The 24,216-nt window shown below is 69.9% G+C and carries 27 protein-coding genes and 1 pseudogene; 3 read left to right on the plus strand and 25 right to left on the minus strand.

Annotated elements, in window-relative coordinates:
- Positions 1-82: 82 nt before the first annotated feature.
- Complete coding sequence (locus tag K5L49_RS11640) at positions 83-664, plus strand: TetR/AcrR family transcriptional regulator (protein ID WP_223692922.1); 582 nt, start codon at positions 83-85, stop codon at positions 662-664.
- A 73-nt stretch (positions 665-737) separates the two neighbouring features.
- On the opposite strand, the gene K5L49_RS11645 is transcribed toward K5L49_RS11640, so the two are convergent.
- The 13 genes and pseudogenes from K5L49_RS11645 to K5L49_RS11705 all read right to left on the minus strand — a co-directional run bounded on the left by K5L49_RS11645 (position 738) and on the right by K5L49_RS11705 (position 13,254).
- Complete coding sequence (locus K5L49_RS11645; RefSeq protein ID WP_223692924.1) at positions 738-1,979, minus strand: FAD/NAD(P)-dependent oxidoreductase; 1,242 nt, start codon at positions 1,977-1,979, stop codon at positions 738-740.
- Positions 1,894-2,163, minus strand: a complete 270-nt coding sequence (locus K5L49_RS20685) for an FAD-dependent oxidoreductase (RefSeq protein ID WP_374107684.1) — start codon at positions 2,161-2,163, stop codon at positions 1,894-1,896. Before K5L49_RS20685 ends, K5L49_RS11645 begins: the two co-directional genes overlap by 86 nt.
- Positions 2,160-2,462, minus strand: coding sequence for a (2Fe-2S)-binding protein (locus K5L49_RS11655; RefSeq protein ID WP_223692926.1), 303 nt, complete (start codon positions 2,460-2,462; stop codon positions 2,160-2,162). The genes K5L49_RS20685 and K5L49_RS11655 overlap by 4 nt, the downstream gene beginning before the upstream one ends.
- Positions 2,455-3,609 (minus strand): annotated as a pseudogene (locus tag K5L49_RS11660) (NAD(P)/FAD-dependent oxidoreductase); the annotation flags it as partial. The pseudogene K5L49_RS11660 and the gene K5L49_RS11655, both read right to left, overlap by 8 nt.
- 55 nt (positions 3,610-3,664) lie before the next feature.
- On the minus strand, positions 3,665-4,594 hold the full coding sequence (locus tag K5L49_RS11665; protein WP_223692928.1) for a dihydrodipicolinate synthase family protein: 930 nt from the start codon (positions 4,592-4,594) through the stop codon (positions 3,665-3,667).
- A gap of 9 nt (positions 4,595-4,603) precedes the next feature.
- On the minus strand, positions 4,604-5,020 hold the full coding sequence (locus tag K5L49_RS11670) for a YybH family protein (protein ID WP_223692930.1): 417 nt from the start codon (positions 5,018-5,020) through the stop codon (positions 4,604-4,606).
- Positions 5,017-6,720 (minus strand): DUF885 domain-containing protein, encoded by a 1,704-nt coding sequence (locus tag K5L49_RS11675; RefSeq protein WP_223692932.1) that lies wholly within the window; start codon positions 6,718-6,720, stop codon positions 5,017-5,019. Before K5L49_RS11675 ends, K5L49_RS11670 begins: the two co-directional genes overlap by 4 nt.
- On the minus strand, positions 6,717-7,949 hold the full coding sequence (locus K5L49_RS11680; protein WP_223692933.1) for an amidohydrolase family protein: 1,233 nt from the start codon (positions 7,947-7,949) through the stop codon (positions 6,717-6,719). The genes K5L49_RS11675 and K5L49_RS11680 overlap by 4 nt, the downstream gene beginning before the upstream one ends.
- A gap of 49 nt (positions 7,950-7,998) precedes the next feature.
- Positions 7,999-8,787 carry an ABC transporter ATP-binding protein gene (locus K5L49_RS11685; protein WP_223692935.1) on the minus strand — a complete coding sequence of 263 codons (789 nt, stop codon included), beginning with the start codon at positions 8,785-8,787 and terminating at the stop codon, positions 7,999-8,001.
- A 2-nt stretch (positions 8,788-8,789) separates the two neighbouring features.
- The gene (locus tag K5L49_RS11690) at positions 8,790-9,629 is read right to left on the minus strand and encodes an ABC transporter ATP-binding protein (protein WP_223692937.1); all 840 of its coding nucleotides are present in this window, start codon (positions 9,627-9,629) and stop codon (positions 8,790-8,792) included.
- The gene (locus K5L49_RS11695) at positions 9,626-10,540 is read right to left on the minus strand and encodes an ABC transporter permease (protein WP_223692939.1); all 915 of its coding nucleotides are present in this window, start codon (positions 10,538-10,540) and stop codon (positions 9,626-9,628) included. Before K5L49_RS11695 ends, K5L49_RS11690 begins: the two co-directional genes overlap by 4 nt.
- A complete protein-coding gene (locus K5L49_RS11700; RefSeq protein WP_223692940.1) occupies positions 10,537-11,559 on the minus strand; it encodes an ABC transporter permease in 1,023 nt (340 codons plus the stop codon). The genes K5L49_RS11695 and K5L49_RS11700 overlap by 4 nt, the downstream gene beginning before the upstream one ends.
- Before the next feature lie 99 nt (positions 11,560-11,658).
- A complete protein-coding gene (locus K5L49_RS11705) occupies positions 11,659-13,254 on the minus strand; it encodes an ABC transporter substrate-binding protein (RefSeq protein WP_223692942.1) in 1,596 nt (531 codons plus the stop codon).
- Positions 13,255-13,442: 188 nt separating this feature from the next.
- On the opposite strand from K5L49_RS11705, the gene K5L49_RS11710 reads away from it, so the two are divergent.
- Positions 13,443-13,997 (plus strand): helix-turn-helix domain-containing protein, encoded by a 555-nt coding sequence (locus K5L49_RS11710; RefSeq protein ID WP_223692944.1) that lies wholly within the window; start codon positions 13,443-13,445, stop codon positions 13,995-13,997.
- Between the two features lie 91 nt (positions 13,998-14,088).
- Here K5L49_RS11710 and K5L49_RS11715 read toward each other — a convergent pair whose 3' ends face one another.
- From K5L49_RS11715 to K5L49_RS20470, 3 genes are read right to left on the minus strand one after another with little or no spacing between them, the layout of a single operon-like run.
- Positions 14,089-15,258: a flagellar hook protein FlgE gene (locus tag K5L49_RS11715; RefSeq protein WP_223692946.1), complete on the minus strand. Its 1,170-nt coding sequence runs from the start codon at positions 15,256-15,258 to the stop codon at positions 14,089-14,091.
- Between the two features lie 25 nt (positions 15,259-15,283).
- On the minus strand, positions 15,284-15,736 hold the full coding sequence (locus tag K5L49_RS11720; protein WP_223692948.1) for a flagellar hook assembly protein FlgD: 453 nt from the start codon (positions 15,734-15,736) through the stop codon (positions 15,284-15,286).
- A 19-nt stretch (positions 15,737-15,755) separates the two neighbouring features.
- Positions 15,756-16,364, minus strand: coding sequence for a flagellar hook-length control protein FliK (locus K5L49_RS20470; RefSeq protein WP_223692949.1), 609 nt, complete (start codon positions 16,362-16,364; stop codon positions 15,756-15,758).
- Between the two features lie 273 nt (positions 16,365-16,637).
- Between K5L49_RS20470 and K5L49_RS11730 the strand changes: the two genes are divergently transcribed.
- A complete protein-coding gene (locus K5L49_RS11730) occupies positions 16,638-17,351 on the plus strand; it encodes a hypothetical protein (RefSeq protein WP_223692951.1) in 714 nt (237 codons plus the stop codon).
- Here K5L49_RS11730 and K5L49_RS11735 read toward each other — a convergent pair.
- From K5L49_RS11735 to K5L49_RS11775, 9 genes are read right to left on the minus strand one after another with little or no spacing between them, the layout of a single operon-like run.
- A complete protein-coding gene (locus K5L49_RS11735; RefSeq protein ID WP_223692952.1) occupies positions 17,284-18,000 on the minus strand; it encodes a C40 family peptidase in 717 nt (238 codons plus the stop codon). The two genes, K5L49_RS11730 and K5L49_RS11735, sit on opposite strands and share 68 nt — an antisense overlap.
- On the minus strand, positions 17,997-18,431 hold the full coding sequence (locus K5L49_RS11740; protein ID WP_223692955.1) for a flagellar FliJ family protein: 435 nt from the start codon (positions 18,429-18,431) through the stop codon (positions 17,997-17,999). The genes K5L49_RS11735 and K5L49_RS11740 overlap by 4 nt, the downstream gene beginning before the upstream one ends.
- Complete coding sequence (locus tag K5L49_RS11745) at positions 18,431-19,804, minus strand: FliI/YscN family ATPase (RefSeq protein ID WP_223692957.1); 1,374 nt, start codon at positions 19,802-19,804, stop codon at positions 18,431-18,433. The genes K5L49_RS11740 and K5L49_RS11745 overlap by 1 nt, the downstream gene beginning before the upstream one ends.
- Positions 19,801-20,412 (minus strand): FliH/SctL family protein, encoded by a 612-nt coding sequence (locus K5L49_RS11750; protein WP_223692959.1) that lies wholly within the window; start codon positions 20,410-20,412, stop codon positions 19,801-19,803. Before K5L49_RS11750 ends, K5L49_RS11745 begins: the two co-directional genes overlap by 4 nt.
- Complete coding sequence (gene fliG / locus K5L49_RS11755) at positions 20,402-21,421, minus strand: flagellar motor switch protein FliG (protein ID WP_223692961.1); 1,020 nt, start codon at positions 21,419-21,421, stop codon at positions 20,402-20,404. The genes K5L49_RS11750 and fliG overlap by 11 nt, the downstream gene beginning before the upstream one ends.
- On the minus strand, positions 21,418-23,016 hold the full coding sequence (gene fliF / locus K5L49_RS11760; RefSeq protein ID WP_223692963.1) for a flagellar basal-body MS-ring/collar protein FliF: 1,599 nt from the start codon (positions 23,014-23,016) through the stop codon (positions 21,418-21,420). The genes fliG and fliF overlap by 4 nt, the downstream gene beginning before the upstream one ends.
- Positions 23,016-23,324: a flagellar hook-basal body complex protein FliE gene (gene fliE / locus K5L49_RS11765; RefSeq protein WP_223692964.1), complete on the minus strand. Its 309-nt coding sequence runs from the start codon at positions 23,322-23,324 to the stop codon at positions 23,016-23,018. The genes fliF and fliE overlap by 1 nt, the downstream gene beginning before the upstream one ends.
- Positions 23,324-23,716 carry a flagellar basal body rod protein FlgC gene (locus K5L49_RS11770; protein WP_223692965.1) on the minus strand — a complete coding sequence of 131 codons (393 nt, stop codon included), beginning with the start codon at positions 23,714-23,716 and terminating at the stop codon, positions 23,324-23,326. The genes fliE and K5L49_RS11770 overlap by 1 nt, the downstream gene beginning before the upstream one ends.
- Positions 23,716-24,057, minus strand: a complete 342-nt coding sequence (locus K5L49_RS11775; protein ID WP_223695293.1) for a flagellar basal body rod protein FlgB — start codon at positions 24,055-24,057, stop codon at positions 23,716-23,718. Before K5L49_RS11775 ends, K5L49_RS11770 begins: the two co-directional genes overlap by 1 nt.
- Positions 24,058-24,216: the final 159 nt, after the last annotated feature.

Raw genomic sequence — 24,216 nt, forward strand, 5'->3', positions numbered from 1 at the left:
GAGGCTCCGATCGGAGGGCCCCTCCGGTTAAGAGAATAGCGGAGGGAGCCTCCGGTACGCAAGCCTGTTCTCCGGAGGACCCATGACCGACATCGCCAGCACGCTGATAGCCCAGCGCCCGCAACGCGCCGACGCCCGGCGAAACTTCGACGCGCTCCTCGCCGCCGCCCGCGACGCTTTCGCCGCCGACGGCACCAGCGCCTCCCTCGAAGACATCGCCCGCCGGGCCGGCGTCGGCATCGGCACGCTCTACCGCAACTTCCCCACCAGGGATGCCCTGATCGAAGCCGTCTACGTCGACGAGGTCGAGTCGGTCGTCCGCGCCGCCCGCGAAGCCGAGTCGCTCGAGCCGTGGGAGGCTCTCGACAGCTGGCTGCACCGCTTCGTCGGCTACGTGGGCACGAAGCGCGCACTGGTCGACGGTCTCAACAAAGACTCCCCCGTGCTGCTCAGCTGCCGCACCGCCATCTACGGCGCCGGCGGCCCACTGCTCGACCGAGCCCAGGCCGCGGGCGTGGTGCGGAGCGACGTCGCGATCGACGACGTCGTCCGGATGGTGTCGGGCATCGCTGGCGTCGCGTTCGACGACGACGCCCAGCGCACCAAGGTCGTCGAGCTCGCGATCGACGGCTTGCGCGTGCAGGGGGAACCCCGGCCCCGCTAGCCCCATTCGGAACCAGCCGCGGAACGGCCGACGCGCGGAGGCCGGCCGACGAAAGCACGCCATCCGGAGAGTGCTACGTCTCTTCGGCCAATCCCAGGTACGAGGTGAGCGGCACCGGCTTCACCGGCACATGCGCGGCGAAGCGGCCCGCGTCCTCCACGCGCATCCCGCGCGACCGGGCGACGAGACCGGCGACCGTCGTCTCGCAGTAGCGACCTTGGCAGGGGCCCATCCCGCTGCGGCACTCGAGTTTGACGGCGCTCGCGGAGCCGGCGAAGGGGTTGGCGTCGAGGAAGCCGTCGATCGCTCCCCGGGTGACCCGTTCGCAGCGGCAGACCGTCGTGCCGGCGTCGGTCAGGGCCAGCAGCCCTTCGCGGTCCGGCTCGAACAGCTCTTGCACCACGCGGGCAAAACGGTCGCTGTGCGCCCGCGCACGCTGCGCATCCTCCCGATCCCGAGCGGAGACGGTCGCCTCCAGGTCGTCGGCGATGGCCAACCCGGCGAGCACACCCTCGGTACGAGACTGCTCCGCGCCGGCGACGCCGGTGGGCTCGCCCGCAGCGAAGACGCCGGGCACGGTCGTCGCGAGACGTTCGTCGGTGGCGACCACCCAACCGCCCTTCGGCGAGTCCCAGCGCAGCGCGCACCCGAACTGCCGCGCGAGTTCGGTCGACGGGTGGAACCCGAAGCCGAGCACCAGAGCGTCGACGTCGACCGTGCGTTCCGCGCCACGGGGCCGCCAGAAGCGGTCGACCGACGACAGCCGCACGCGCTCGACGCCCCGTTCACCCTCCGCGGCCGTGACAAGGGTCCGCGTGCGGATCCGGGTGCCCGACGCCTGCAGCCGAACAACACAGGCCGCCAGTTCGGCCAACAGCCGGGTGTGGCCCGGAATCGCAGCGAGGGAACGGAAAGCCTCCCGCAGCGAGGGCAGACCTCTCGCGAAGGCGAGCTCGACGACGTCGGCGCCGGCCGCGCGCAGCTGGTCCGCGACGATGAAGAGAAGGGGATGCGAACCGGCGAGCACCAGCCGGTCGGCCACCCGGAGCTTCTGCGATTTGAGGAAGCCTTGCACGGCGCCGGCCATGAACACACCGGGGAGGGTGCCTCCCGGAATCGGCACGGGCAGGTCGTAGGCGCCGGTCGCCAGGAGCACGCGTCGGGCGTGCACCCGCAGCGTGCCTCCCGCCCGCGCGGCGGCGACGATCACGCCGCCGCCGACTCCGGTCTCACGGAACAGCCCATAGGCCGTCGTGCCGAAGAACCACTCGATCCCGGTGTCGTCCTCCGCCCCCGCAGCAACCCTTCCGCCCACGGATATCCGGTCGGCGACGACCACCCGGAGCCGAACGGGGCCGGCGGGCGGCGAAAGATCTGTCCCCCGCGCGCTGCTGCTCGTCCAGCACGGCAACGGTGAGGCCCCTCGTCGACACCTCGCGGGCCGCGGCGACGCCGGCGGGTCCGGCTCCGATCACGACGACATCGAACCGTTCCGTCATCGCACATCCCCCGTTCGCACATCCATTCCGTCGACGACGGGAGTCAGGCAGGCCCGGGTCAGCGCGGCGCCGTCGATCGTGATGGCGCACTCGAAGCAGGTGCCCATATTGCACAGCGGAAGCCTGTCCTCCCCCGCCCTGCTGGCGAAGCGTTCGACGCCCGCCACGAGCAGGGCGGATGCGACGGTCTCGCCGTCGAAGGACTCGCACGCGGCGCCGTCGACATGGATGACGACCGGGCGACCCCGTTCAGCGGGGAGGCGGCGCGCAGGGGGACGCGACGATGTCGACTCAGACACGGACGGACCTCTCGAAACGTTGAGGGTTGTAGGGGGCGAGGTCGACACCGGGCGTCCTTCCGCCCGCCAGGTCGACCAGGGAGCGGGCGAAGCTCGGGCCGAGGGTGAAGGCGCTCCCGCCCGTCGCCACGTAGACGCCCGGGCATCCGGCGACCTCGCCGACCAGGGGAAGCTGGTCCGGCGTGATCGTCGTCGTTCCGACCCAGCTCCGCACCACGGGCATGCGCCCGGTGGCCGGGACCACCCCGATCGCCGCCGCCGCGTTGCCCGCAAGGGAGCCGGGCAGCAGGCTCGGGCGACGATCGAGAAGCGGTGCGCCGTGCTCGTCCGTCGGCAGACGCGCCGGCCAGCCGCCGCCGATCAGCACCGTCCCATCGGGCGTCTGCTTGAGCGAGAGCCGCTTTCCTGCGTGCTGCACGAGATGCGGGATGACCGGCGCGATCGGCGCCGTGACGCTCATCGTGAGAGCCAGAGGGATCGTCGGGAGCGTCGCCCCGAGCATGTGGCCCAGCCCGGTCGTCCACACGCCGCCCGCCAGCATCACCGTCTGGGCGGTCAGGCGCGAGGGCCGCGGGCCGGCCGTCGTGTGCTCGACGATGTCCACCCGCCATCGGCCGCCGTCGCGGTGCAACCCGACGACTTCGGTCCGGGTGCGGATCTGGGCCCCCAGCCTCGCGGCCCCGCGGGCGAGCGCCGGACCGGCGATGCGCGTATCCGCCTTACCCTCGCTCGGGCAGTAGGCGGCGGCGATCACACTGCTCGACAGGTAGGGCGCGAGCTCGTGCGCCTGTGCGGCGTCCAGCATGCGCACATCGAGCCCCCACTCCCGCTCGATCGAGGACTTCTGCTCCAGCACCCGCGCCTGTTCGCGGGTCTCGGCGAGCATGAGCCCGCCCTTCTGGGCGACGCCGACATCCTCACCGAGCTCGTCGCCGAGCACAGCCCAGTGCCGTGCCGCCTCCAGGTGCAACGGCATCGCCTCGGCGGCCGTTCGAGCCGCCTCGATCCCGTTCTCGACCATGCGGTATTCAAGCTGGAAGTGCAGACTTCCGGCGTTCTGGCCGGAGGCGTGCTGGTTCAGCTCGTCCCGTTCCAGGAGGGTGACCGATGCGCCCTCTCGGGCGAGCATCCAGGCCAGCGCGCCGCCGAGGAGTCCTCCCCGACGACGACGGCATCGACATCTGTTCTCACTGTTCTCAGACTCAGGACAGCGGGCGGGTTTCGATCCCGAGGCCCTCCAGGGTGACCCGTACGCGGTCGACCTGGTCCGGGGTCAGCTCGAGCAGCGGACGGCGCACGAATCCCGCGGGAACGCCCTGAAGCCGCAGCGCCGTCTTCATGATCGCCTGCTGATTGCCGAACAGCGCGCCGTAGTCTCGGCCGAACCAGCTCGTCATCACCACCCGGTCGCGGGCACCGAGAGCGATCGCCGTCTCCCGGTCGCCGGATTCGAGCGCATCCCAGAAGCCGGGGTGGTCGCGTCCCAGCGGGGCGCCGGAGCCCATCAGGCCGTCCCCCCGCCCGAGGCCGACCAGATCGGCTCCGAGCTCGCTCGTGGGGATGCCGAAGTAGCGCACCGTGTCGGCCAGGGCATAGAGGCCGGCCAGGAAGCCGGCCTGGTCGCCGGTGGAGTTCTTGATCGCCACCACCGCATCGATCTCGGCCAGCTCCGCGAGCGTGTCCACATCCAGGTCGACGATGCACCCGCGCGGCCAGTTGTAGACGCAGATCGGGATGTCCGTCGCCGCCGCGACGTCTCGGTAGAAGGTGACGATCTCTTCGCGACCGGGAACGAGGTACGGCGGCGGTGTCAGCAGGATGCCGTCGAGCCCTGCGCGCTCGGCCGCGTGGGCGTGGCGGATCGCCTCGGCGGCGGTGAAAGCGTTCGCCCCACCGAGCACGCGCATATCGTGACGGAGAGCCCCGCCCTGACGGAACAGCTCTGCACGCTCGCCCTCATCGAGGCTGAACCATTCGCCGGTCGTGCCGGCGAGGATGACACCGTGCATCCCCTGACCGGCGAGCCACTCCATCTGGCCCTCGAACGCCTCCAGGTCGAGCGTGCCTTCCCGCGTGAAGGGGGTGGTGATGGCCGGGATGTATCCGTGCCAATCGACTGAGTTCCTGTCCACTGTCCGTTCCTATTCTTCGTCGTCGCGGTCGCCGTCGCCGGCGAGATCTTGGGCGTGGTGGTGCACGATGCGCCAGCGGCCGTCGGCCGAGCGCCGCACCACATCCGTCATCCGGACCCGCTCGATCACGGGACCGTGTTCGTCGTCGCGCACTTCGAGTACGGCTCGGATGAGGCCGGTGTCGCCCCACGATTCGGTGACGAGATCGACGGGACGCACATGCGGGAGCGGGCTCGTGCGCTCGGCGACGGGAACGGCCGGGCCTCGCAGCTCGTCGAGTTCGCCGAGCCCGCGCAGCAGACGCGGATCGGCGCTCTCCCACACCGTCAGCTCGGGGTCGAGCGAGGCGTCGAAGGCGGCCCGGTCACCGAGGTTGCGGTACAGGGTGAGCAAGAAGTGCTCCAGGTCGGGGTCGGGCGAGGTCATCGAAGCTCCGTATCGTCGGCGAGGAGGAGGTCGTTCAGCGGCGCCAATCCCATCGGGCCGAAGGAGAGCGCGCGGGAGTGGAACTCCTTGAGCCCGGTCCCCCGGCGGGCGGCGGCGGCCCTGGCCTCCGTCCACAGCTTCGCTCCGACCTTGAATGCGAGCGCTTGGCCCGGCCACCCGAGGTAACGGTCCACCTCGAATCGCGCCGTGACCGGGTCGACCCGGGCGAGCTCGACGAGCAGGGTCCGCGCGAGCTCGGTCGTCCAGACCTGCCCGGCCGTGAAGCCGTTCTCCGGCAGGGGGCGGCCGGTGTGGAGGCCGATGTCCGCCACGATTCGCACGGCTCGCCAGATCTGGCCGAGAACCATTCCGAACCTCTCGGCCGGGTCGCGGATCAGGCCGAGTTCGTCGGAGAGCTCTTCGGAGTAGTGCGCCCAGCCTTCGGCGTAGCCGTGGATCTCGCACAGGTAGCGCTGCCAGGGATGCAGCCGCGGGTTCGCCCGGTTGATGGTGTGCTCGAGGTGGTGACCGGGAACGCCTTCGTGGTGGAAACTGGTGACCTCGTGCCAGGAACCGATCGAATGGGCACCGGTGGGGAGCGTCCACACGATCTTGCTGCGCGAGCTGCCGTCCGGTGCCCCCGGCGTGTAATAGACGACTCCGCTGGCCGCCGTCGGGACGACGCAGTCGACCTCCCAGACGCTGGACGGCAGGTCGAACGCCACCCCGTCGACCGCTTCGATCGTCGCCGCGAGGCGGTCGCGCAGCCAGCGGGTGGTCTCGTCGGTGCCGCGCAGTGCGTAACGGTCGTCGGCGTCGAGGGCCACGGCTGCGGCGGCCACATCGTCCGGAGTGTGTCGAGCCGCCGTGCCGAGGATCTCCGCGGCGAGGGCGCGGGACCGGCCGACGAGCCGCTCGAGCTCCGACCAGCCGTAGGCGTAGACCTCATCGAGGTCGAGGGCGGTGCCGAGGAAGCTCCTCGCCGTCTCTGCGTAGACCTGCTCTCCGACCGCGTCGCGCTCGGGCGCGAGCGGGGCGAGTTCGTCGCGCAGGTAGCGTTCGAAGGCCGCGAACGCACCCGTCGCGTCGTCGGCGGCGGCGGTGAGCGCATCCCGTCGCCGGGGATCCAGCCCGTCACCGGGGATGGACGGGAAGTAGTCGACCCGCTCGGGGTCGATCCACGCGGCGATCTGGTCGGCGACCTCGACGACCTGTCGACGTGCGGCGACACCGGTGCCGCTGAATCCTCCGCGCCCTCCTTCCGCTCTCGCCCACTCGAGCCGGCCACGCAGCTGTTCGAGTGCCTCGGGAACGCGGGCCAGCCGGGCGATCGCCTCATCGCCGCGGGAGTCCGCGGTCACCACGAGGTCGTCGAAAGCTTCCCGGATCTCGTGCACCGGTGTCGCCAGGGGCGCCAGGAGGCGCGGCGTGAACCCGGTGTCGAAGAGCGCGATGTCACTCGCGAGCCGCTCCCGGAAGGCAGCGTGCAGGTTCCTGTCAACCCCTTCGAGGGAGCCCGGGTCGGTCGCGTCGACGGCTGCGAGCGTGGTCTCCTGGAGCGCCCGCTTCTCCACCGCCCAGTCGGCGCTGAAGTCGCCGAGGCGATCGCTCGCGGCCCGGCCGAGCGCCTGAGCGGCGGCGGGTTCGTGCTGGGCGAGCACGGCGAGATAGCGGTCGGCGAGCTCCCGTACGGCGCTCACACCGCGACCCGGGACGCATCGTCGCGAACGACCTGCCCCGCCTTCATCACCCAGTCGATTCCGCGCAGGGCCGACACGTTCTTCGAGGGGTCGCCGTCGGTGGCGACGAAGTCGGCGTGGGAGCCGACCGCGATCCGCCCGACGCTCGTCGTGCCGAGCAGCTCGGCCGCCCGGCTCGTAGCGGAGAGCAGCACGTCGAGGTCGCTCATACCCGCCTCGACCATGAACTCCATCTCGCGCACGGTCGCGGTGGTCCCGTCGAAGTTCGCCGCGGGCGGCATATCGGTGCCCATCGCGATCTTCACCCCGGAGGCGATGGCGTGCTGCAGGCTCTCCCAGTGGCGGGGCCCTGCGCCGAGCGCACGCTCCTTCATCCAGGCGGGCACGCCCTGCTCGTCGAAGAACTCGGCGCAGCGGCTGACGGTGATCGTCGGCACATACCAGGTTCCGGCCGCCGCCATGAGGTCCGTGACCTCCCGGGTGAGCTCGTAGCCGTGCTCCACGCAGTCGAGACCGAGGTCGATCGCGCGCTTGAGCGTGGCCGCCGGTCCCGCGTGCGCCGTGACAAGACGGCCCCAATCGTGGGCGGTCTCGATCACCGCCCGCATCTCGTCATCCGTCAGCTGGGGGGTGTGGATCTGCTCGTGCTCACCCGCGATGCCCCCGGAGATGCAGACCTTGATCAGGTCGGCACCGTGGCGGATCTGCAGCCGGGTGAGACGGCGGAAGTCGTCAGGGCCGTCTCCTTCCAGCGCATCCGACTCCCAGCCGTGACCGCCCGTGCAGCACAACGCGTGACCGGCGGTGTGGATGCGCGGCCCCGGCACGACCCCGGCTTCGATTCCGCGACGCAGCGCGAAGTCGAGGTAGCGGCTCTCGCCGACCAGGCGGGCCGTCGTGACCCCCGCGTTCAGCGTGTGTTTGGCGCTGCCCGCCATCACGAGCAGAAGATCGGGATCGGATTTGCCCGCGACCAGATCACCCGCGGTGCCGGGAAGCGCCAGCCCCAGGTGCACGTGAGTGTTGATCAAGCCCGGGGAGAGCACGCGCCCGGTGAGGTCGACCCGGTGGGGGCGGCGGCCAGCGAGCGCGAGCTCGGACTCGGGCGCGATCTGCTCGATCACCCCGGCGCGGTCGACGAGCACCGCCTGTCCCACGAGGAGCTCGGCGCCCATCCCGGTGAAGATGGCCGCTCCGGCGATCAGGGTTCCGTCTGTCGACTGGTTCATCCGTGTTCCTTGTTCTTCGTTTCCGCGAGTGTCGTGGTGGTGGGTGCGGTCAGTTCTCGTCGAGACCGGGGAGCCGCTTCACCGGGCCGATCTCGGGGATGGCGGCGATGAGCGCCTTGGTGTAGTCGTGCTGCGGATCGTTCCACAGCTGCTCGCTCGGTCCGCGCTCGACGATCTCGCCCGCATACATCACGCAGGTCTCGTCGGCGATCGCGCGCACGAGGGAGAGGTCGTGCGAGATGAAAAGCATCGCCATGTCCAGCTCGGCCACGAGCGTCTGCAGGAGGCGCACGATCTGCGCCGACGAAAAGGCATCCAGCGCTGTGACCGGTTCGTCGGCGACGACGAGACTCGGATCGGCGGCGAGCGCGCGGGCGATCGCAAGGCGCTGCCGCTGACCGCCCGAGAACTGGGAGGGGTAGCGGTTCGCGGCGCCCACCGGCAGCCCGACCAGGGTGAGCAGCCGTTCGACCTCGGCACTCCGGTCGCTTCGTTCGACGCGTCCCGGCACGCCGTCCAGCAGCTGGCTCTCGACGGTGCGCCGGGGGCTCAGCGACGCGTAAGGGTTCTGGAACACCATCTGCAGGCGCCGATCCTCGAGCGGTCGCTGCCGGGTCTTCAGCGCGTTAAGCGGGCGCCCTTCGAACAGCGCCTCGCCGGAGGTGGGGGCCTCGAGCCCACTCGCGACGCGTGCCAGCGACGACTTGCCGCAGCCGGACTCGCCGACCAGGCCGACGACCTGGCCGCGCTCGACCGTGAGGCTCACGCCACGGACTGCGCGCACGGGTTCGCCGCCGGGGCGCTTATGGGTCACCACGATGTCCCGGAGATCGAGCATGCTCACTTCTGACCCTCCCTCTGCTCCGCGACACGCGAAGCCGCGAGCGACTGCGCCCGCGACGCGATGAGCGCTTTCGTGTACTCGTGGCTCGGGTGGTTGAGGATCTCGGTCGTGACGCCCTCTTCCACCACAGTTCCGTCCTTGAAGATGTAGGTCCGGTCGGCGATCGAGCTCATCACCCCGAGATCGTGCGTGATGAAGAGCATGGAGACTCCCGTCTCACGGCTGAGACGGTCGAAGAGTCGCAGGATCCCCGCCTGCACGGTCACGTCGAGCGCGGTCGTCGGTTCATCGGCGATCAGCAACCGGGGCTCGCAGGCCAGGGCGATGGCGATCGCGGCGCGCTGGCGCATTCCGCCCGAGAACTGGTGCGGGTAGGCCCGCACGGCCTTGTGCGGCTCTGTGATCCGAACGTGATCGAGCAGTTCGATCGCCCGGGCGGCCGCCTGCTTCTTGGAGATCCCTTTGTGATGGATGAGGTGCTCGGTGATCTGGGTGCCGATCCGCAGGAGCGGGTGCAGGGCCGCCGACGGGTCCTGGAAGATCATCGCGATCCGATTGCCGCGAACGGAGTCGAGCTGGCGGGAACTGAGATCCAGCAGGTTGCGACCCTCGAACCCGATCCGTCCCCGGGCTCGGGCGCCCTGTGGGAGGATGCCGAGCACGGCCGAGGCGGTCATGGTCTTGCCGCTCCCGGATTCGCCCGCGAGCCCGACGATCTCGCCTTCGCCGATCTCGATCGTGGTGTCGTGGACGAGCGTCGTCGCCCCGAAGGGGGTCGGCATGACCACCTCGAGACCTTCGATCGTCAGCAGGGGTGTGCGCGCAGCCGTGGTCACTTCGCCCTCCTCACCCGCGAGCGCGGGTCCAGATAGTCCTGAATGGCGTCGCCGAGCAGGTTGAACGCCATCACGATCGTGAGGATCGCGAGGCCGGGGAACAGGCTCACCCACCAATTGGTGAGGTTCTGCGAGCCGAGGGCGATCATCGACCCCCACTCCGCCGCGGGCGGGCGCGGGCCGAGTCCCAGGAACGAGAGCGCGGCGAGCATCAGGATCGCGTTCCCGAGCTCGATGGTCGACATGACGAGTGCCGGGCCCGCCGAGTTGGGGATCACGTCTTTGACAATCGACTTCAGCGTCGTCGATCCGAGCATCCTGCCCGACACGACGTACTCCTGCTCGCGCACACTGAGCACGGACGACCGGATGATGCGGGCGTAGAGCGGCCATGAAACGATCACGAGCGCGAGCACGGCGTTGCCGACGCTCGGGCCGAACGCTGCCGCCACCGCCATCGCCAGGATGATCTGCGGAAAGGCGAGCACCAGGTCGGCGACGCGCATGAGGGTGTTGTCGACGGCTTTGCCGAAGTAGCCGGCGGCGAGACCCACGATTCCGCCGGTGACGAGCGAGCAGAGCACGATGGCGACGGCCAGCGGGAGGGAGAGCTGCGCGCCCCAGACGACCCGGCTGAGCATGTCGCGGCCGAGGTCGTCCGTGCCGAACCAGTGTTCACCCGTCGGCGGCTGCAGATTCGCGCCCGTCTTCGCGAGGGGGTCGTATGGCGCGACGAGCGACGCGAAGACGGCCGTCAGCACCCAGAGGGCGATCACGGCGACGGAGGCGACGGTGAGCGGTCGCCAGAAGCTGCCCGCACGCAGGTAGACGCGATCGAGGCCGTCTCTGCTGCGGCCGAAGCGGGGGCCGCGCCGGCCGGCCTGCACCCGGTCCGAGGAGAGGATGGTCATTTCGCTCCGATCCGCGGGTCGATGATGCTGTAGAGCACGTCCACGATGAGGTTGATCGCCGTGTACACCACGGCGATGAAGAGGGTGACCCCGAGGATCGCCTGGAGGTCCAGCGAGATGGCGCTCTTGTACGCGTATTGGCCGAGACCGGGCCAGCTGAGCACCTGCTCGACGAGCACGGCCCCACCGAGCAGCGATGCGAACATCAACCCCGAGACGGTGAGCACCGGGAGCAGCCCGGCGCGGAACACGTGCCGCCAGATGACGATGCGGCGCGGCAGGCCTTTGGCGATCGCGGCACGGATGTACTCGGCGTCGAGCACCTCGATCATGGCCGACCGGACGAACCGCAGCAGACCGGAGACCGCCAGCGCGGTGAGGATGCCCACCGGGAGGACCAGATGCCAGAGTGCGTCGCCGAAGACGTCCCACTGTCCGGCCAGCGCCGCGTCGACGGTGTACATCCCCGTCACCGTCGGCGGTGGATCGAAGGAGTTCGACAGCCGGCCGCCGTTGGGAACCCAGCCCAGCAGGTAGAAGAACACGTAGAGCGCCACGAGAGCGAGCCAGAACGGCGGTGTCGAGAGCCCCACCAGGGAGAACGAACGGATGCCGGTGTCGACCGGGCGGTTCTTGTTGCTCGCGGCGAGCATGCCGAGGAACACGGCGATCAGGATGGCGAGGATCATCGCGGGAAGGGCGATCTCGACGGTCGCGGGGACGAACTGCGCGAGGTCCTGGGTCACCGGGCGATGCGTCTGCTGCGAGGTGCCGAGATCGCCGTGCAGGATGTTGCCGAGATAGGTGAAGTAGCGCACGATGAGCGGCTGGTCGAGACCCCACTTGGCATCGAACGCCGCGCGAATCTTGGGGTCGTCGTATGCCTGCTGCGAGAGGTTGGCGGCGGCGGGGTCCCCCGGCACGACGGCGACGAGCAGGAAGGTCACGACCGTCACGCCCCAGAGCAGCACCAGGGCGCTCAGCAATCGCTTGACGATCATCTTCAGCAAGGGGGGCATGGCGTCCTTGTCTTGTGCGAGGGGCGGCAGAGCTGCGGCGCGGGCGAGGCCCACGCGAAGGCGGCGGACGCCCCTGGGGAGGGGCGCCCGCCGGTTCGGCTACTTGGAGGACACGTCGGCGACGTCGACGATCCAGCCGGCGGGGGTGTACACGGCACCCTTCAGGTTGCTCGTGGCCACCACGATTCCGGCATCATTGGCGAGGGCGATGAACGGCCCGTACTGGTTCATCGCCTTCTGCCACGGGATCATCGCGTCGTTCTGGGCCTTGGCCGTGGTCGCCGCGTTGACGGCGCCGCCCGCGACGATGACAGCGGGGTTGGCGCGATCTTCGGTCCAGCCGGTGCGCAGCGCCGTCGACTTGCCCGGTGCCATGTTGTTGACCAGCGAGGAGCTTGCCGGGTAGTTGAGGCTGTTCGGCGAGAAGCTGATCTCGCTCTTGCCCGCCGACTGGTTCTCCAGGAAGACGTTGATCGGCTGGGGCGTGAGCTCGATGTCGATGCCGGCCTTCTTCGCGTCCTGCTGCACCTTGGTGACGACCGTGCCGAGGTCGACACCGTGGTACGTGATCGCCGGGTAGACCAGCTTCACCTTCGGAGCGGTGATCCCCGCGGCGGCGAGCGCCTTCTTGGCGCCATCGATGTCCTGCTTGGGAGCGTCCGATTCCGGCAGCGCTCCGGCGTAGGCCGGCGGAACGAGGCCGGCGGCGGCCGTCGCGCCCTTGCCGAAGAGGTCAGCGATGCCCTGGCCGTCGACCGTCTGCCGCAGCGCCGCGACGAAGGCGGGGTTGCTGGTGATGGCCGAGACCGCGGGATCCTGGTTGAGGCTCAGGAAGTACGACGTGTCGGCGACACCGGAGACCTGGAGCTTCGAGGAGAGGCCCTTGGCCTGGTTTCCGGTCAGGTCGAGCGCGATCTCGTCACCGGTCGACTTCTGGATGGTCAGCTTCTGGTTCTGCACGTCCACGTTCTGCAGCACGACACGGTCGTACGCCGGCTTGTCGCCCCAGTATTTCGGGTTGGCCGTGAGGACGATCTTCGAGCTCGCATCGTAGCTCTTGAGCGTGTACGGGCCGGTGCCGAGAGACGCGGTGTCGAGCTGGTTGCCGACCTTGTCGTCTTTCGCAGCGTTCTCGTCGTCGCTCGCGCCGAGCTTCTTGGCGGCGGTCGCGTCGATGATGCTCGCGGCGGGCATGGCGAGCTTCGTGAACACCTGCGGGTCCGGCGTCTCGCTCGTGAAGACGACCTTGTCGTCGCCGTCTGCGGCGACGTGCAGCCCCTGCACGGTCTGCGAGGCGGAGCCCTGGAGGTTGATCAGCCGGTTCAGGCTGAACACGACGTCGTCGGAGGTGAGCTTCTTGCCGTCGGCGAAGGTCACACCCTTGCGCAGCGTGAAGGTGAAGGTCTTCGCGTCGTCCGTCTGCTCGAACGAGCTCGCGAGCGACGGCTTGACCGTGGAGACATCGCTTCCGTCGAAGGTCACGAGGGTGTCGTACAGCGCGTGCACGGCGATGTTGCCGGTCGCTTCGTAGACCATTCCCGGGTCGAGGGACTTGACGACGAACGACGTGTCGACCGTGAGGGTCTTGTTGGAGGACCCCTGTGTTCCGGAGCCGGAGGCGCAGCCGGTCATGGCCAGCGCGAGCGCGAGCGCTCCGGCGGGGATGGCCCACTTTCTCATTGCGGTTGCAGTCATCTTCGCTACTTCCTTGTGGTTGTGATGGACCGCCGCACTAGAGTTCGGGGGTGCCCGCGACTCTCCTGCTATCGGCGTACGTGAACCAGATGTTCACTCAGAGTGAATATCGTTCAATCTGTGTGAACATTAAGTACCATACTTTGGAGCGTTAAGTGGAATCGGGCACAAGCGATGGAGCGCATGGAATGACGGGAGCACGTGCCGTGCTGGGCGAACGACTGAAGGCTCTCCGAGCGGAGAAGGGGATGTCGCTGCGGCAGCTCTCCGAGCAGACCGGCTTGTCCCCGGGGATGCTCTCCAACATCGAGAACGGCGTGAATGAACCGAGCCTGGGTTCTCTGCGCACGCTCGCAGCTGTCTTCGAAGCCTCGATCGCGACCCTCTTCACCGACCCTGACGCCCCCATGGTCGCCATCAGTTCGCCGGGCGAACGGATGATCCTGCAGGCGGGCGGCGCGGGCTACAGCTACGAGCGGCTCACCCCCGGCCGGGGCGACCTCGAAGTTCTCTCGGCGGAGATCCCTCCCGGCGCGGCCAGCTCGCCGACCACCTGGGGTCATCCGTCGACCGAGTGCGCGTACGTCATCTCCGGTACGCTCACCGTCGAGATCGGCGACGAGACCCACACTCTGCATACCGGCCAATCGGTGACGTTCGATTCCCGCCAGCCGCATCGGTACCTCAACGAGTCCAAACGCGTCACGCGCATCATCGTCTCCGTCACGCCCCCGACCCCCTGAAACGTCGAGCGCCTCCGCCGTCGAACACCTCCGCCTCACGCGAATCGCCGCGCAATCAGGCGATTGCACGGCGATTCGCGTGAGGCCGGAGTCAGCGCTTCAGGTTGGTGAGCTCCTGCAGCACCTCGTCGGAGGTGGTGATGATGCGGGCGTTCGCCTGGAAACCGCGTTGGGCGACGATCAGGTTCGTGAACTCCTGGGAGAGGTCGACGTTCGACATCTCGAGCGACCCGCCCTGCAGCGAGCCGAGGCCGTCCTCGCCGGGGGCGCCGAGCTGCGCGGCACCCGAGTTGACCGTGACGCGGTACCCGGAGCCGCCGGCCTTCTCGAGCCCGCCCGGGTTGACGAACGTCGCGAGGGCGATGCGTCCGACGGCCTGCTTGGCACCGTTGGAGAAGAGACCGATGATGGTGCCGTCTTTGGAGAGCGTGAAGGACTCCAGCGTGCCGGCGGGGCTGCCGTTCTGGTCTTTGAACGCCACGGTGGTGAGGTCGGCGTAGCCGGTGACCTTGCTGAGATCGATGGCGACGCCGCCCACCGTGAGGGTGCCGCCGGTGGTCAGCGCACCGTCGGTGAAGCCGAGGGCGCCGGCAGCGGTGGCGGCTCCATCGGTTCCGGCGACATCCCAGCCCGCCGTCGTCTTGGTGAACGTGAGAGTGAGGTTGCGGGCGGCACCGTTGGCGTCGTACACCTTGATGTCGCGCACGAGCTGGTCGCCGATCGCCGCACCCGACGGCAGGTTTCCTGTGACGTTCGCCGCGCTGGAGACCGTTGCGGGCGAGACGGCCTTCAACGGAATGGTCACATCGCCGAGAGCGCCGCCCTGCTGCACGACGCCGTTGACCGCATTCCAGCCCTGCAGAATGGCACCGCCGGGCCCGACGAGGCGGCCCTGCGCATCCGGGTCGAACGAGCCGGCACGGGTGTACTGGGTCTCGCCGCCGACGTTGACGACGAAGAAGCCGTCGCCGTTGATCATCATGTCGGTGGCGCGACCGGTGGCCTGCGCCGCACCCTGGGTGAAGTTCGTCGAGATCCCGGCCACCAGAACGCCGAGACCGATCTGGGCGGGGTTCGTGCCGCCGACCTGCGCCTGCGGTCCGCCGGCGCCCTGCACCAGCTGCGACAGGGTGTCCTGGAACTGCACGGCGCCCGATTTGAACGCGGTGGTGTTGACGTTGGCGATGTTGTTGCCGGTGACGTCGAGCATGGTCTGGTGCGAGCGGAGGCCGGAGATTCCGGAGTAGAGCGAGCGAAGCATGGGAGTGCCTTTCGGTGGTGGGAGATCAGGCGGTCGGGGTGGGGACCGGCGCAGGACTGACGACGCCGGAGATCGAGTCGAGGTTCACCTTGGCGTCCCCGACGGTGACGACCGGAACGGAGCCGGCGAAGGAGACGGACGAGGCGACACCGGTCTGCGTGTCGCCGTTCTTGTCGATGTAACTGACCGTGTGGCCGACCAGGTTGGCGGCGGCCATGCGCATCTGCAGGGCGAAGTTCTCCTGGTTCGTGCTGTCCATATTGGTCAGCTTCTCCATCATCGCCAGCTGTGTGGTCTGCGCGATCATCTGGTTGGTGTCCATGGGGGAGCTCGGGTCCTGGTTGCGCAGCTGAGTGACGAGCAGGTTCATGAATGCCTCACCGTCGAGACTCTGTTTGGGCGTGCGGGTCGGCTGGGTGGAGTACAAGCCGCCGGTGGAGGCGGTATCGCTGGTTCCGGTGACGGGGTCGACGGCCACGGTGGCTCCTTTCTGTCGCCTAGACGACGAGGTCGATGGTGTGGACGGGGTCGCCGAGTCGGTGCGTCGGCTGTTGGGTCGTGTTGGGGGTTGCGGATGCGCGCACGGGCGACGAAGGCTCGCCCGGCGCGCCTCCCGTCGGGCGTTCGCGCTGGTCTTCGCCGTTCGGCTGGTTCTGCGACGACAGGTCGAGCGTTCCACTCAGGCCCGCCCCTGTGAGATCGCGCCGCAGTTCGGGCAGGATGGCGCGCAGCGCATCGCGGCCTCCGTCGGTGGGGGCGAACAGTTCGACGCGCACGCCGTCGGCGCCGACGTGGGCTCGCACGGTGACGGGGCCGAGCGCATCCGGGGTGACGTGCACGGTCATGACGTGCTCACCGTGTCCGGCGGCCGCCAGGGTGAAGATCGGGCGAGTGAGTTGGGCGGGGAGGGCGGTGGTCGTTGGGGCGGCCGTCTGAGCCGGCGCGGATGCAGTGGTCCCGACCGTGGGCGGCGTGGCGGGGGCGGGAACCAGAGAGGGCGTCGCGGCGACACCTGTCGTCGACGGAACCTCGACGGGCCGTTCGGCGGTCGCGGTGGCGGCAGGCGCCGGGTCGGCCGGGCCCGGTCGGAGGGATGCGGGCGGCACGGTCGCGGGGGCGGGGGCGGGAGCCGGGGGTCGGCCGGGCCCGGCCGGAGGGATGCGGGCGGCACGGTCGCGGCAGGCGCCGGGTCGGCAGGGCCCCGTCGGAGAGCTGCGGGCGGCGCGGTGGCCGCGGCGGTTGCGGCCCCTGCCGGCTCCTCGCTTTCCGGCTGTGGGGTGCTCCCGAATCGGGGATCGCCCGACAGCGCGCTTTCCGCCCCGCCACTCTCGCGTGCCCCTCCGCGCAGGACCGTCGGCAGGGAATTCCCGGTCGGCTCCGTGGCGTTCGCCTCGGCCGTGGTGCCGTTCATGGTGTTCGTGACGCTCTTCTGCGTGGTGGCCACGCCGACCGGCTTCGCGTCGGTGACGTCGGCCTCGGCGAGCGCGGCGACGGTCGCCGCCGGGAGGGCATCGGATGCGGGTGCTGACGGCTGGCGGGCCGCGGTCGACGCTCCGGCGATCGCGTCGGCGTCCGAGGTGGGAACCGGAACGGCGGAGTCCCCGGTTGCGACGGCGAGCCCGGCACCTGCGGCTCCCCCGGTGGCGGCGGTCCCGGCGGTGGCGGCGGTCCCGGCGGTCGCGGCGGTCGCGACAGGGTCGCCCGTCGGGGTCGCCGCATCCGTCGGCGCGGGTGTCGGGGTGAGTGCGTCCGGGCGGGCGAGGTGCCCGTGGTCGCCGGGCGCGGAGCCGTGGGCGCGCGCCGACGCATGGGCGTTCGACCCGGCAGCGGCATCATGTGATGGCGCGTCCCGGTGTGTCTCCTTCTGGGCCGGTTTGCGTCGTTCGATGTGGGACGGCTCGGCCGAGGTCGCACCCTGCAGGAACCGCTCGAACGCGTCGGCAGCGCCGGCCGCCTTCCGCGAGGCGCTCGCCGAGGCCGACGGGGCCGACGGGGCCGCAGCCGGCGCAGACGCCACCGCGGGGTTCACAGCGACGACCCGGAGAGCATCGATTGCAGAAGAGCCCGCAGCGCGGCGGTCTGCGAGGCGGTGACACTCGACGTTCCGCCGGTCAGCGCGCCCAGCAGCGAGCTGACGCTGCCGCTCGATAGACCGGCCGATGAACCCGCGGAGGCCGAGGTGCTCGAAGCGCTCGCCTCCGGCACGAGGCGGCGGATGGTCACGATGTCGGAGTCGTCCATCCACGCCGGAACGAGACTGACATTCCGCCCTTCGCTGGGTGCGTGGATCACCTTGCCATCGCCGGCGTAGATCACGATGTGCTCGCCGCCGTTGGTGACGATCAGATCCCCGGGCTTCGCCTGGGCGAGGGAGGGCACTTCGGTGCCGAGCTTCGCCTGCCCCGAAACGAGGCGGGGAACGTCGATGCCGAGATCTTTGTAGACGCGCTGAACCAGGCCGGAGCAATCCAGGCCGCTCGCACTGGTGCCGCCGAACACGTAGGGGACCCCGAGGTACTTCTTGGCATCGGCCACCACATCCGATCCCGTCACCGCTCCTCCGCCGAGGGTGTCACCCGCGCCGGCGGTGCCGAGCGCCCCGGCGAGCGCATCGGCGAACCCGGTGGACGAGCCGGTGGCCGCCGAACCCGACGTGGCGGTGGTCTTCGTGCCGGGGTTGTCGAGCTGCACCAGGGTCGACTGGATCTGCGTGATCCGGCTGAGGGCATCCGTCACCGTCATCGTTCGTTTCCTTCCCGTTCGCGCACCCAGGCGCCGGTGGCTACTTCGTCGATGGCGGCCTGTTCGGTGCTGAGGTCGAGGGCGACCATCTCCGAGCGGTGCCGATCTTCGAGCTTCTCCAGACCGACGGCCTTGGCTTTCGCGGCGCTGAACGCAGTCTGAGCGTCGTCGGCTTCCCGCTCGGCGCGGGCCGTGAGCGCGGTGAGGTCGGCGAGCATGCTGCGACTGGATGCCCGCGCGGCCGCCATCGCCAGCAACGAGCTCGCATCCACGGCGTCGACCGGAACATTGTGCAGCGCGGCCAGCGCGCTCGCCTGACGGTCGCCGGCGTCGCGGCGCAGGGCGTTCGCCGCCGCGAGGTCGCTCGCCGCGTGGTCTTTCTCGATCTGTCGCAGCCGCAGCAGCCCGGCAAGCGGGAAAGTGCGCGCCATCAGGCTCCTCCCCCGGTCGGAAGTGGGTGGGCGAAGAGGGCGGCAAGGGCGTCCAGGCGGGCCCAGGCCTCGGCCGTCGCCGCAGATTCGCCGAGGTTCTGGCGCAGGAACCCGTTGATGGCGTTTTCGTGGGCCACCGCCGCATCCACTCGCGGGTTGCTTCCGGGCTTGTACGCCCCGACGTCGAGCAGGTCTTGGGCGGCGACCTTGGCGGCGAGGATGCTGCGCAACGCCACCGCGTTCGCCCGCTGTGCGGGAGTGGTCACGCGCGAGGCCAGCCTCGAGATGGAGCCGAGCACATCGACGGACGGGAAATGCCCCACCACCGCGAGTCTCCTGTCCATCACGACGTGACCGTCGAGGATCGACCGGGCCGCGTCGGCGATGGGCTCGTTGTGGTCGTCGCCGTCCACCAGCACCGTGTACATGCCGGTGATCGAGCCGATCTCCCCGGTTCCGGCCCGTTCGAGTAGTTGGGCGAGCAGAGAGAAGGTCGAGGGCGGGTACCCCCGCGTGGCGGGCGGCTCCCCCACCGAGAGTCCGATCTCGCGCTGGGCCATGGCCACCCTGGTGAGCGAGTCCATCATCAGCATCACGTGGGCGCCGGTCTCGCGGAACGACTCCGCGATGCGGGTCGCCACGAACGCGGCACGCAGGCGCATGATCGCCGGTTCGTCCGAGGTGGCGACGACGACGATCGAGCGCGCGAGGCCCTCCGGCCCGAGGTCGTCTTCGAGGAACTCGCGCACCTCGCGGCCGCGCTCCCCGACCAGGGCGATCACGGAGACCTCCGCCTCCGTGCCACGGGCGATCATCGAGAGCAGCGACGACTTGCCGACGCCGGATCCGGCGAACAAGCCGAGACGCTGGCCGCGGCCAACGGTCACGAGGGTGTCGAGCACTCGCACGCCGAGACCGAGGGCGCTATCGATGCGGGCGCGCCGCATCGCTTCGGGAGCGCGGTTGTCGAGCGAGACGAATGTGTCGGCCTGGAGCGGGCCCTTGCCGTCGACCGGACGCCCGAGAGCGTCGATCACGCGGCCGAGCATCCCGAGTCCGGTCGGAACGAGCAGCGGTGCGCGCACGGTGCGGGCCGAGGCGCCGGCGGCGATGCCGGTCAGGCGGCCGAACGGCATGCACCGGATGCGGTCGGCCGTCGTCGCCACGACCTCCGCGTGCACGCCCGGGTTGTCGCCGATGGTCACCAGGTCGCCGATCGCCGCGTCGATGCCGGTCACCTCGGCTCCGAGGCCGACGACGCTCGCCACGCGGCCGACCCGTTCGGGCCGTGCGGCGTCGACGGCTCCCGACCAGCGGTCGGGGCGGGTCCCCCGCGGCGCGGAGGAGGGGCGGGTGGCGGATGCGGTGGTCACACGATCGCCTCTCTGGCGCGGGCGAGGGCGGTTCCGATGCGCGCGTCCAGCCAGCCGTCGGGCAGTTCGCCGATCGCGTCGCCGGAGGCGAGGGCCGGGTCGGCCACGACGGTCAACGCTCCGTCGGCCGTCAGCTCGGCGATGGCATCGTCGCCGAGGGCGCGGATGTCGTCCGGGTTGAGACGCACCCGGCTCACGATGGCTCCCGTGTCGGCTTCGAGCACGCGCACGATCGCGGCGCGGGCCGCCGCCACCCGGTCGGCGAGGGCTGCCCCGACCACCGCCTCGGCGAGCTCGAAGGCGGCGGAGACGAGGGCGGCGTCGACCTCCGCGAGCGGCGGGAGCGTGCAACCGCTCAGCTCGAGGGCGGCCGCCCGCAGCAGAGCGACATTCTGCGACCGGCGATCGCCGGCGTCGACGCGCTCCTGCTCCTGCCGCGCCTCCGCCTGCGAGATCCATGCCGCCTGTTCAGTGGCGGCGGCGCGGAGCCCTTCCGCATAGCCCGTCGCGAATCCCCGCGACCGCGCGGCCGTGGCGGCGGTCTGCGAGAACTCCGTCTCGGCGAGAACCGGGATCGGAACGGGCGCGAAGGCGAGCTCATTCGACATAAGCGTCCTCGTCGGTGCGCTGTACGGTGATCGCCCCGGTGGCCTCCAGGTCGCGGATGGCGCGCACGATGTCGGCGCGCGCATCCTCCACCTGCGACAGCCGCACGGGCCCGAGCACGCGGATCTCGTCCTCCAGGATCTCCCTATTGCGCTCGGAGAGATTGCCCGTGATGGTCTCGACGACCTGCTCAGTGCTGCCTTTCATGGCGGTCGCGAGCACGGCGGCGTCGACGCCGCGCAGCACCTGCTGCACGTCGCGCGCCTCCAGCTTGACGATGTCGGCGAAGGTCAGCATGCGCGAGCGCACCTCCTCCGCCAGTTCGGGGTTGCGCCGTTCGAGGGCCTCCAGCAGCGCCTTCTCGGTGCTCGCGTCGGCCCGGTTGATGATCTCGACGAGCGGCTGCACGCCACCCACCACATCCGAAGCCTCCCGTGAGGAGACGACCGCGCTCGCCCGCTGCTTGAGGGTGTCCGCGACGACCCGCACGGCGTCCGGACTGGCGCTGCCCATCGTGGCGATCGCGTGCGCCACCTCGGTCCGGATCTCGTCGTCGAGTCCTGCCAGCACCCGCGAGGCGTGCTCGGCGCGCAGATGGGCGAGGACGAGAGCGATGGTCTGCGGCAGTTCACCCGCGAGCAGCATGTGGATCTGTCCAGGCTCGACCGCGTCGAGGAACTCGAACTGTTTGCCCGCCATGGTGGAGGCGACACGGTTCATCACGCCGACGGCCTTCTCGGCCCCGAACGACGCCTCCAGCAGCCCCACCGCGATGTCGCGGCCACCACGGGTCGACATGCCGCCGCGCACCGTGAGCTCGTGGAACTCGCTCATCGCCTTCTCGGCCACGGCCGGGTCCACCCGGCGCAGCCGCAGGATCTCGGCGGTGATCTCGTCGGCCTCCGCCTCCGAGAACTGCTTCATCACCTGCGCGGCGCGCTGCTGATCCATGTTCATCAGCACCACGGCCGCCTTCTGGGCGCCGGTCAGGGGGGTCTTGAGCTCGTTCATACCGTCTGCCGATCCTCCATGAGGCTGCGCAGGAACTCCGCCGTCTTCTGCGGGTCGCGTTCGGCCAGGGCCTCGATATCGGCCCGGCGGCGCTCGGCCCCGACCTCGGGGGCGGAAGGGTCCGGCGTCGGATCGAGCTGCATCGGCACGGTGGGCGCCGCCTGCTCCAACGACATCGGGAACGGCGAGGCATCCAGGGCGAGCGTGTCAGCGTCCTCGGCGAGCGCCGCCTGCTCGGCGGCCCGTTTGCGTCCGCGGCGGAACAGGGCGAAGGCGATGACGATCGCGGCGAGCACGGCCGCACCGATGATCGAGGTGCGGATGAGTCCGTTCAGCTGGTCGGCGGCGGTCGCATCCTTGGCTTCCTGAAGCGCCTTGGCCGCCTCGGCGGCTCCGGCGGTGCTGAAACTCACCATCTCCACGCTCACGGAGTCGCCGCGCTTGGTGTCGATTCCGGCGGCCGCGTTGACCAGGCTGCGGATCTCGCCCGCGCTCACCCCGCTCACCGCATCCTTGTTGAGCGCCACCGAGACGGTCTGCCGGTTGATCGCCCCGGCCGGGATGGTGCGCTGCTCGGTGATCTTGTCGACGGCGTTGTCCTTCGTCGACGACTCCGAGTTGAAGGTGCCGTTTCCGTTCGCCGTGCCGCTCGGTACGGCGATGTTGTCCGGGCCGAGCACACCGGCGGCCGAACCGCCGGTGCCGGAGTACGTCTCTTTGCTGCTGGTCTCGCTGAGCGATGGCGCGTTCGTCGGGGATGTGTACGTCTCCTCGGTGCGCTGAGCCGATTCGTTGCTGAGGTCGGCCGCGACCACGACGGTCGCGTTGCCCGCGCCGACCACCTTGTCGAGCATCGCCTGCACAGCGGTGCGGACACGGGTCTCGTAGTCGCCCGCCTGCTTGTCCGCTCCCCCGACCGCGCCGGTCCCCACCGCGCTCAGCACGGTTCCAGAAGCGTCGATCACCGCGACATCCGTCGGCTGCATGCCGGTGATGGCCGCGCTGGTGAGGTGCACGATCGCCTGTACCTGGTCGCCGGTCAGGGTGACGCCGTTCTGCGTCTCGACGAACACGGAGGCGGTCGGATCCTTCTTCTCAGACACGAACACGGTGTCTTCGGGGATCGCGAGGCGAACGGATGCGGTCTTGACGCCCTTCATCGCGCCGATCGTCGACCCCAGCTCGCCTTCCATCGCACGCTTGTACGTCACCGACTGCTGGAACTCCGACGAGGTGACCCCCATCTTGTCGAGCAGGGAGTACCCGCCGGTGCTCGACGAGGGGAGGCCGGCCGAGGCCGCCTTCAGCCGCTCGTCGTAGACCTTCTGCTGCGGCACCAGGATCGTTCCGCCGCCGTCGGTCAGCTGGTAGGGCACACCGTCGGTCTTCAGCTGGTCGACGATGCTGGACGCATCCGTCGCCTGCAGCCCCGAGAACAGCGGCGTGTAGGCCGGCTGGGTCGCCCACATCGTGAGGCCTGTGATGCCGAGCACGACGACGGCCACACCGATGACGGCGATGGTGCGCTGCGCGAACGAGAACCCGCGGACCGTGTCACCGATCCGTCGGAAGAAGCTCGTGACCTGCTGAGGCATCAGGCCTGCATCCGCATGATCTCGTTGAAGGCGTCGACGGCCTTGTTGCGCACGCCGGCCACGAGTTCGAGCGTCACCTGGGCCCGCGAGGAGGCGAGGGTCGCGTCGTGGATGTCGTCGAGGTTGCCGGTGACGGCTTGGATGGCGAGCTTGTCCGAGGTGGACTGCAGCTGCTGCAGGTTGTCGACGGCGCCCGTGAGAGCCGAGCCGAACGAGGAACCGCCGGTGGCGGTCGCCCCGGCGGTCGCCGCGGTGACGGCTCCGCTCCCGGTGACGGCGTCGATGGCTCCGATGGCGGGGATGGGCATCAGTTGCGTCCGATCTCGAGGGCGGCCTGGTAGGTCTCTTTCGCGCGGTCGACGACGGCGGCGTTCGCCTGGTAGCCGCGCTGCGCCATGATGAGCGAGCCCATCTGGGAGGAGAGGTCGATGTCGGGGTAGCGCACGTACCCCTTGGCATCGGCCACGGGGTTGTCCGGCTCGTAGACCATGCGGCCTTCCGCGCTGCCGTATGCGGCGCCCGCCACATAGGCGCCGGTCACGCCCTGCCCCTCCTGGGCCACCACATAGCGGGCCTGGAAGGCCGCGCCGTCGGTGGGCTTGGCGGTGTTGATGTTGGCGAGGTTGTCGGAGATGGCGTCGAGCCATTTGCGGTGCAGCGTGAGCCCCGTGCCCGCGATCCCGATTGCGTCGAAGGTCATCAGCTGGTCCTCAGGGCCGCGCGGATCGCCGTGAACTGGCCGCCGGCCGCCTGGGAGGCGAACTGGAAGCGCAGCACGGTGTCCACATTGGACAGTGTCTCGGTGTCGAGGTTCACGTTGTTGCCGTCGAGCCGCGTCGGCTCCAGAGAGCGCGCGGTGCTGGCGGTAGCGTGCCCGTCGCCGTCGGCCACCGATCGGGCGAGCGCATCCTCGAACGACACCCGCTCGGCGGTGTAGCCGGGGGTGTTGACGTTGGCGATGTTGTTCGCGATCGCACGCTGCCGGGCGGCCAGCCCGTCGAGGGCGCTGGCGAGCGCGGCGCTGGTCACGGATTCGAGCACGAGTGCACCCCATCGGAATTCGTCAGTGGCTTGCGGCCCATCCATGGCCAATTCGGCGAGCGATCCGTGCTCGAAGACTGTTATCGGCACTCTCGCCCGGATGGTTAGGGATCGACGCCCGAGTTTTTCGGCGGCCCTCCGCGGGGTTCCCCCACGGCC

The organism is Leifsonia poae, from assembly GCF_020009625.1.
Taxonomy (GTDB): domain Bacteria; phylum Actinomycetota; class Actinomycetes; order Actinomycetales; family Microbacteriaceae; genus Leifsonia; species Leifsonia poae_A.

Coding starts and splice junctions, on each gene's coding strand:
- K5L49_RS11640 (WP_223692922.1), top strand. CDS start 83: ATGACCGACATCGCCAGCACGCTGATAGCCCAGCGCCCGCAACGCGCC.
- K5L49_RS20685 (WP_374107684.1), bottom strand. CDS start 2,163: ATGACGGAACGGTTCGATGTCGTCGTGATCGGAGCCGGACCCGCCGGC.
- K5L49_RS11670 (WP_223692930.1), bottom strand. CDS start 5,020: ATGACCTCGCCCGACCCCGACCTGGAGCACTTCTTGCTCACCCTGTAC.
- K5L49_RS11680 (WP_223692933.1), bottom strand. CDS start 7,949: ATGAACCAGTCGACAGACGGAACCCTGATCGCCGGAGCGGCCATCTTC.
- K5L49_RS11685 (WP_223692935.1), bottom strand. CDS start 8,787: ATGCTCGATCTCCGGGACATCGTGGTGACCCATAAGCGCCCCGGCGGC.
- K5L49_RS11695 (WP_223692939.1), bottom strand. CDS start 10,540: ATGACCATCCTCTCCTCGGACCGGGTGCAGGCCGGCCGGCGCGGCCCC.
- K5L49_RS11700 (WP_223692940.1), bottom strand. CDS start 11,559: ATGCCCCCCTTGCTGAAGATGATCGTCAAGCGATTGCTGAGCGCCCTG.
- K5L49_RS11705 (WP_223692942.1), bottom strand. CDS start 13,254: ATGACTGCAACCGCAATGAGAAAGTGGGCCATCCCCGCCGGAGCGCTC.
- K5L49_RS11710 (WP_223692944.1), top strand. CDS start 13,443: ATGACGGGAGCACGTGCCGTGCTGGGCGAACGACTGAAGGCTCTCCGA.
- K5L49_RS11715 (WP_223692946.1), bottom strand. CDS start 15,258: ATGCTTCGCTCGCTCTACTCCGGAATCTCCGGCCTCCGCTCGCACCAG.
- K5L49_RS11735 (WP_223692952.1), bottom strand. CDS start 18,000: ATGACGGTGACGGATGCCCTCAGCCGGATCACGCAGATCCAGTCGACC.
- K5L49_RS11740 (WP_223692955.1), bottom strand. CDS start 18,431: ATGGCGCGCACTTTCCCGCTTGCCGGGCTGCTGCGGCTGCGACAGATC.
- K5L49_RS11750 (WP_223692959.1), bottom strand. CDS start 20,412: ATGTCGAATGAGCTCGCCTTCGCGCCCGTTCCGATCCCGGTTCTCGCC.
- fliG (WP_223692961.1), bottom strand. CDS start 21,421: ATGAACGAGCTCAAGACCCCCCTGACCGGCGCCCAGAAGGCGGCCGTG.
- fliF (WP_223692963.1), bottom strand. CDS start 23,016: ATGCCTCAGCAGGTCACGAGCTTCTTCCGACGGATCGGTGACACGGTC.
- fliE (WP_223692964.1), bottom strand. CDS start 23,324: ATGCCCATCCCCGCCATCGGAGCCATCGACGCCGTCACCGGGAGCGGA.
- K5L49_RS11770 (WP_223692965.1), bottom strand. CDS start 23,716: ATGACCTTCGACGCAATCGGGATCGCGGGCACGGGGCTCACGCTGCAC.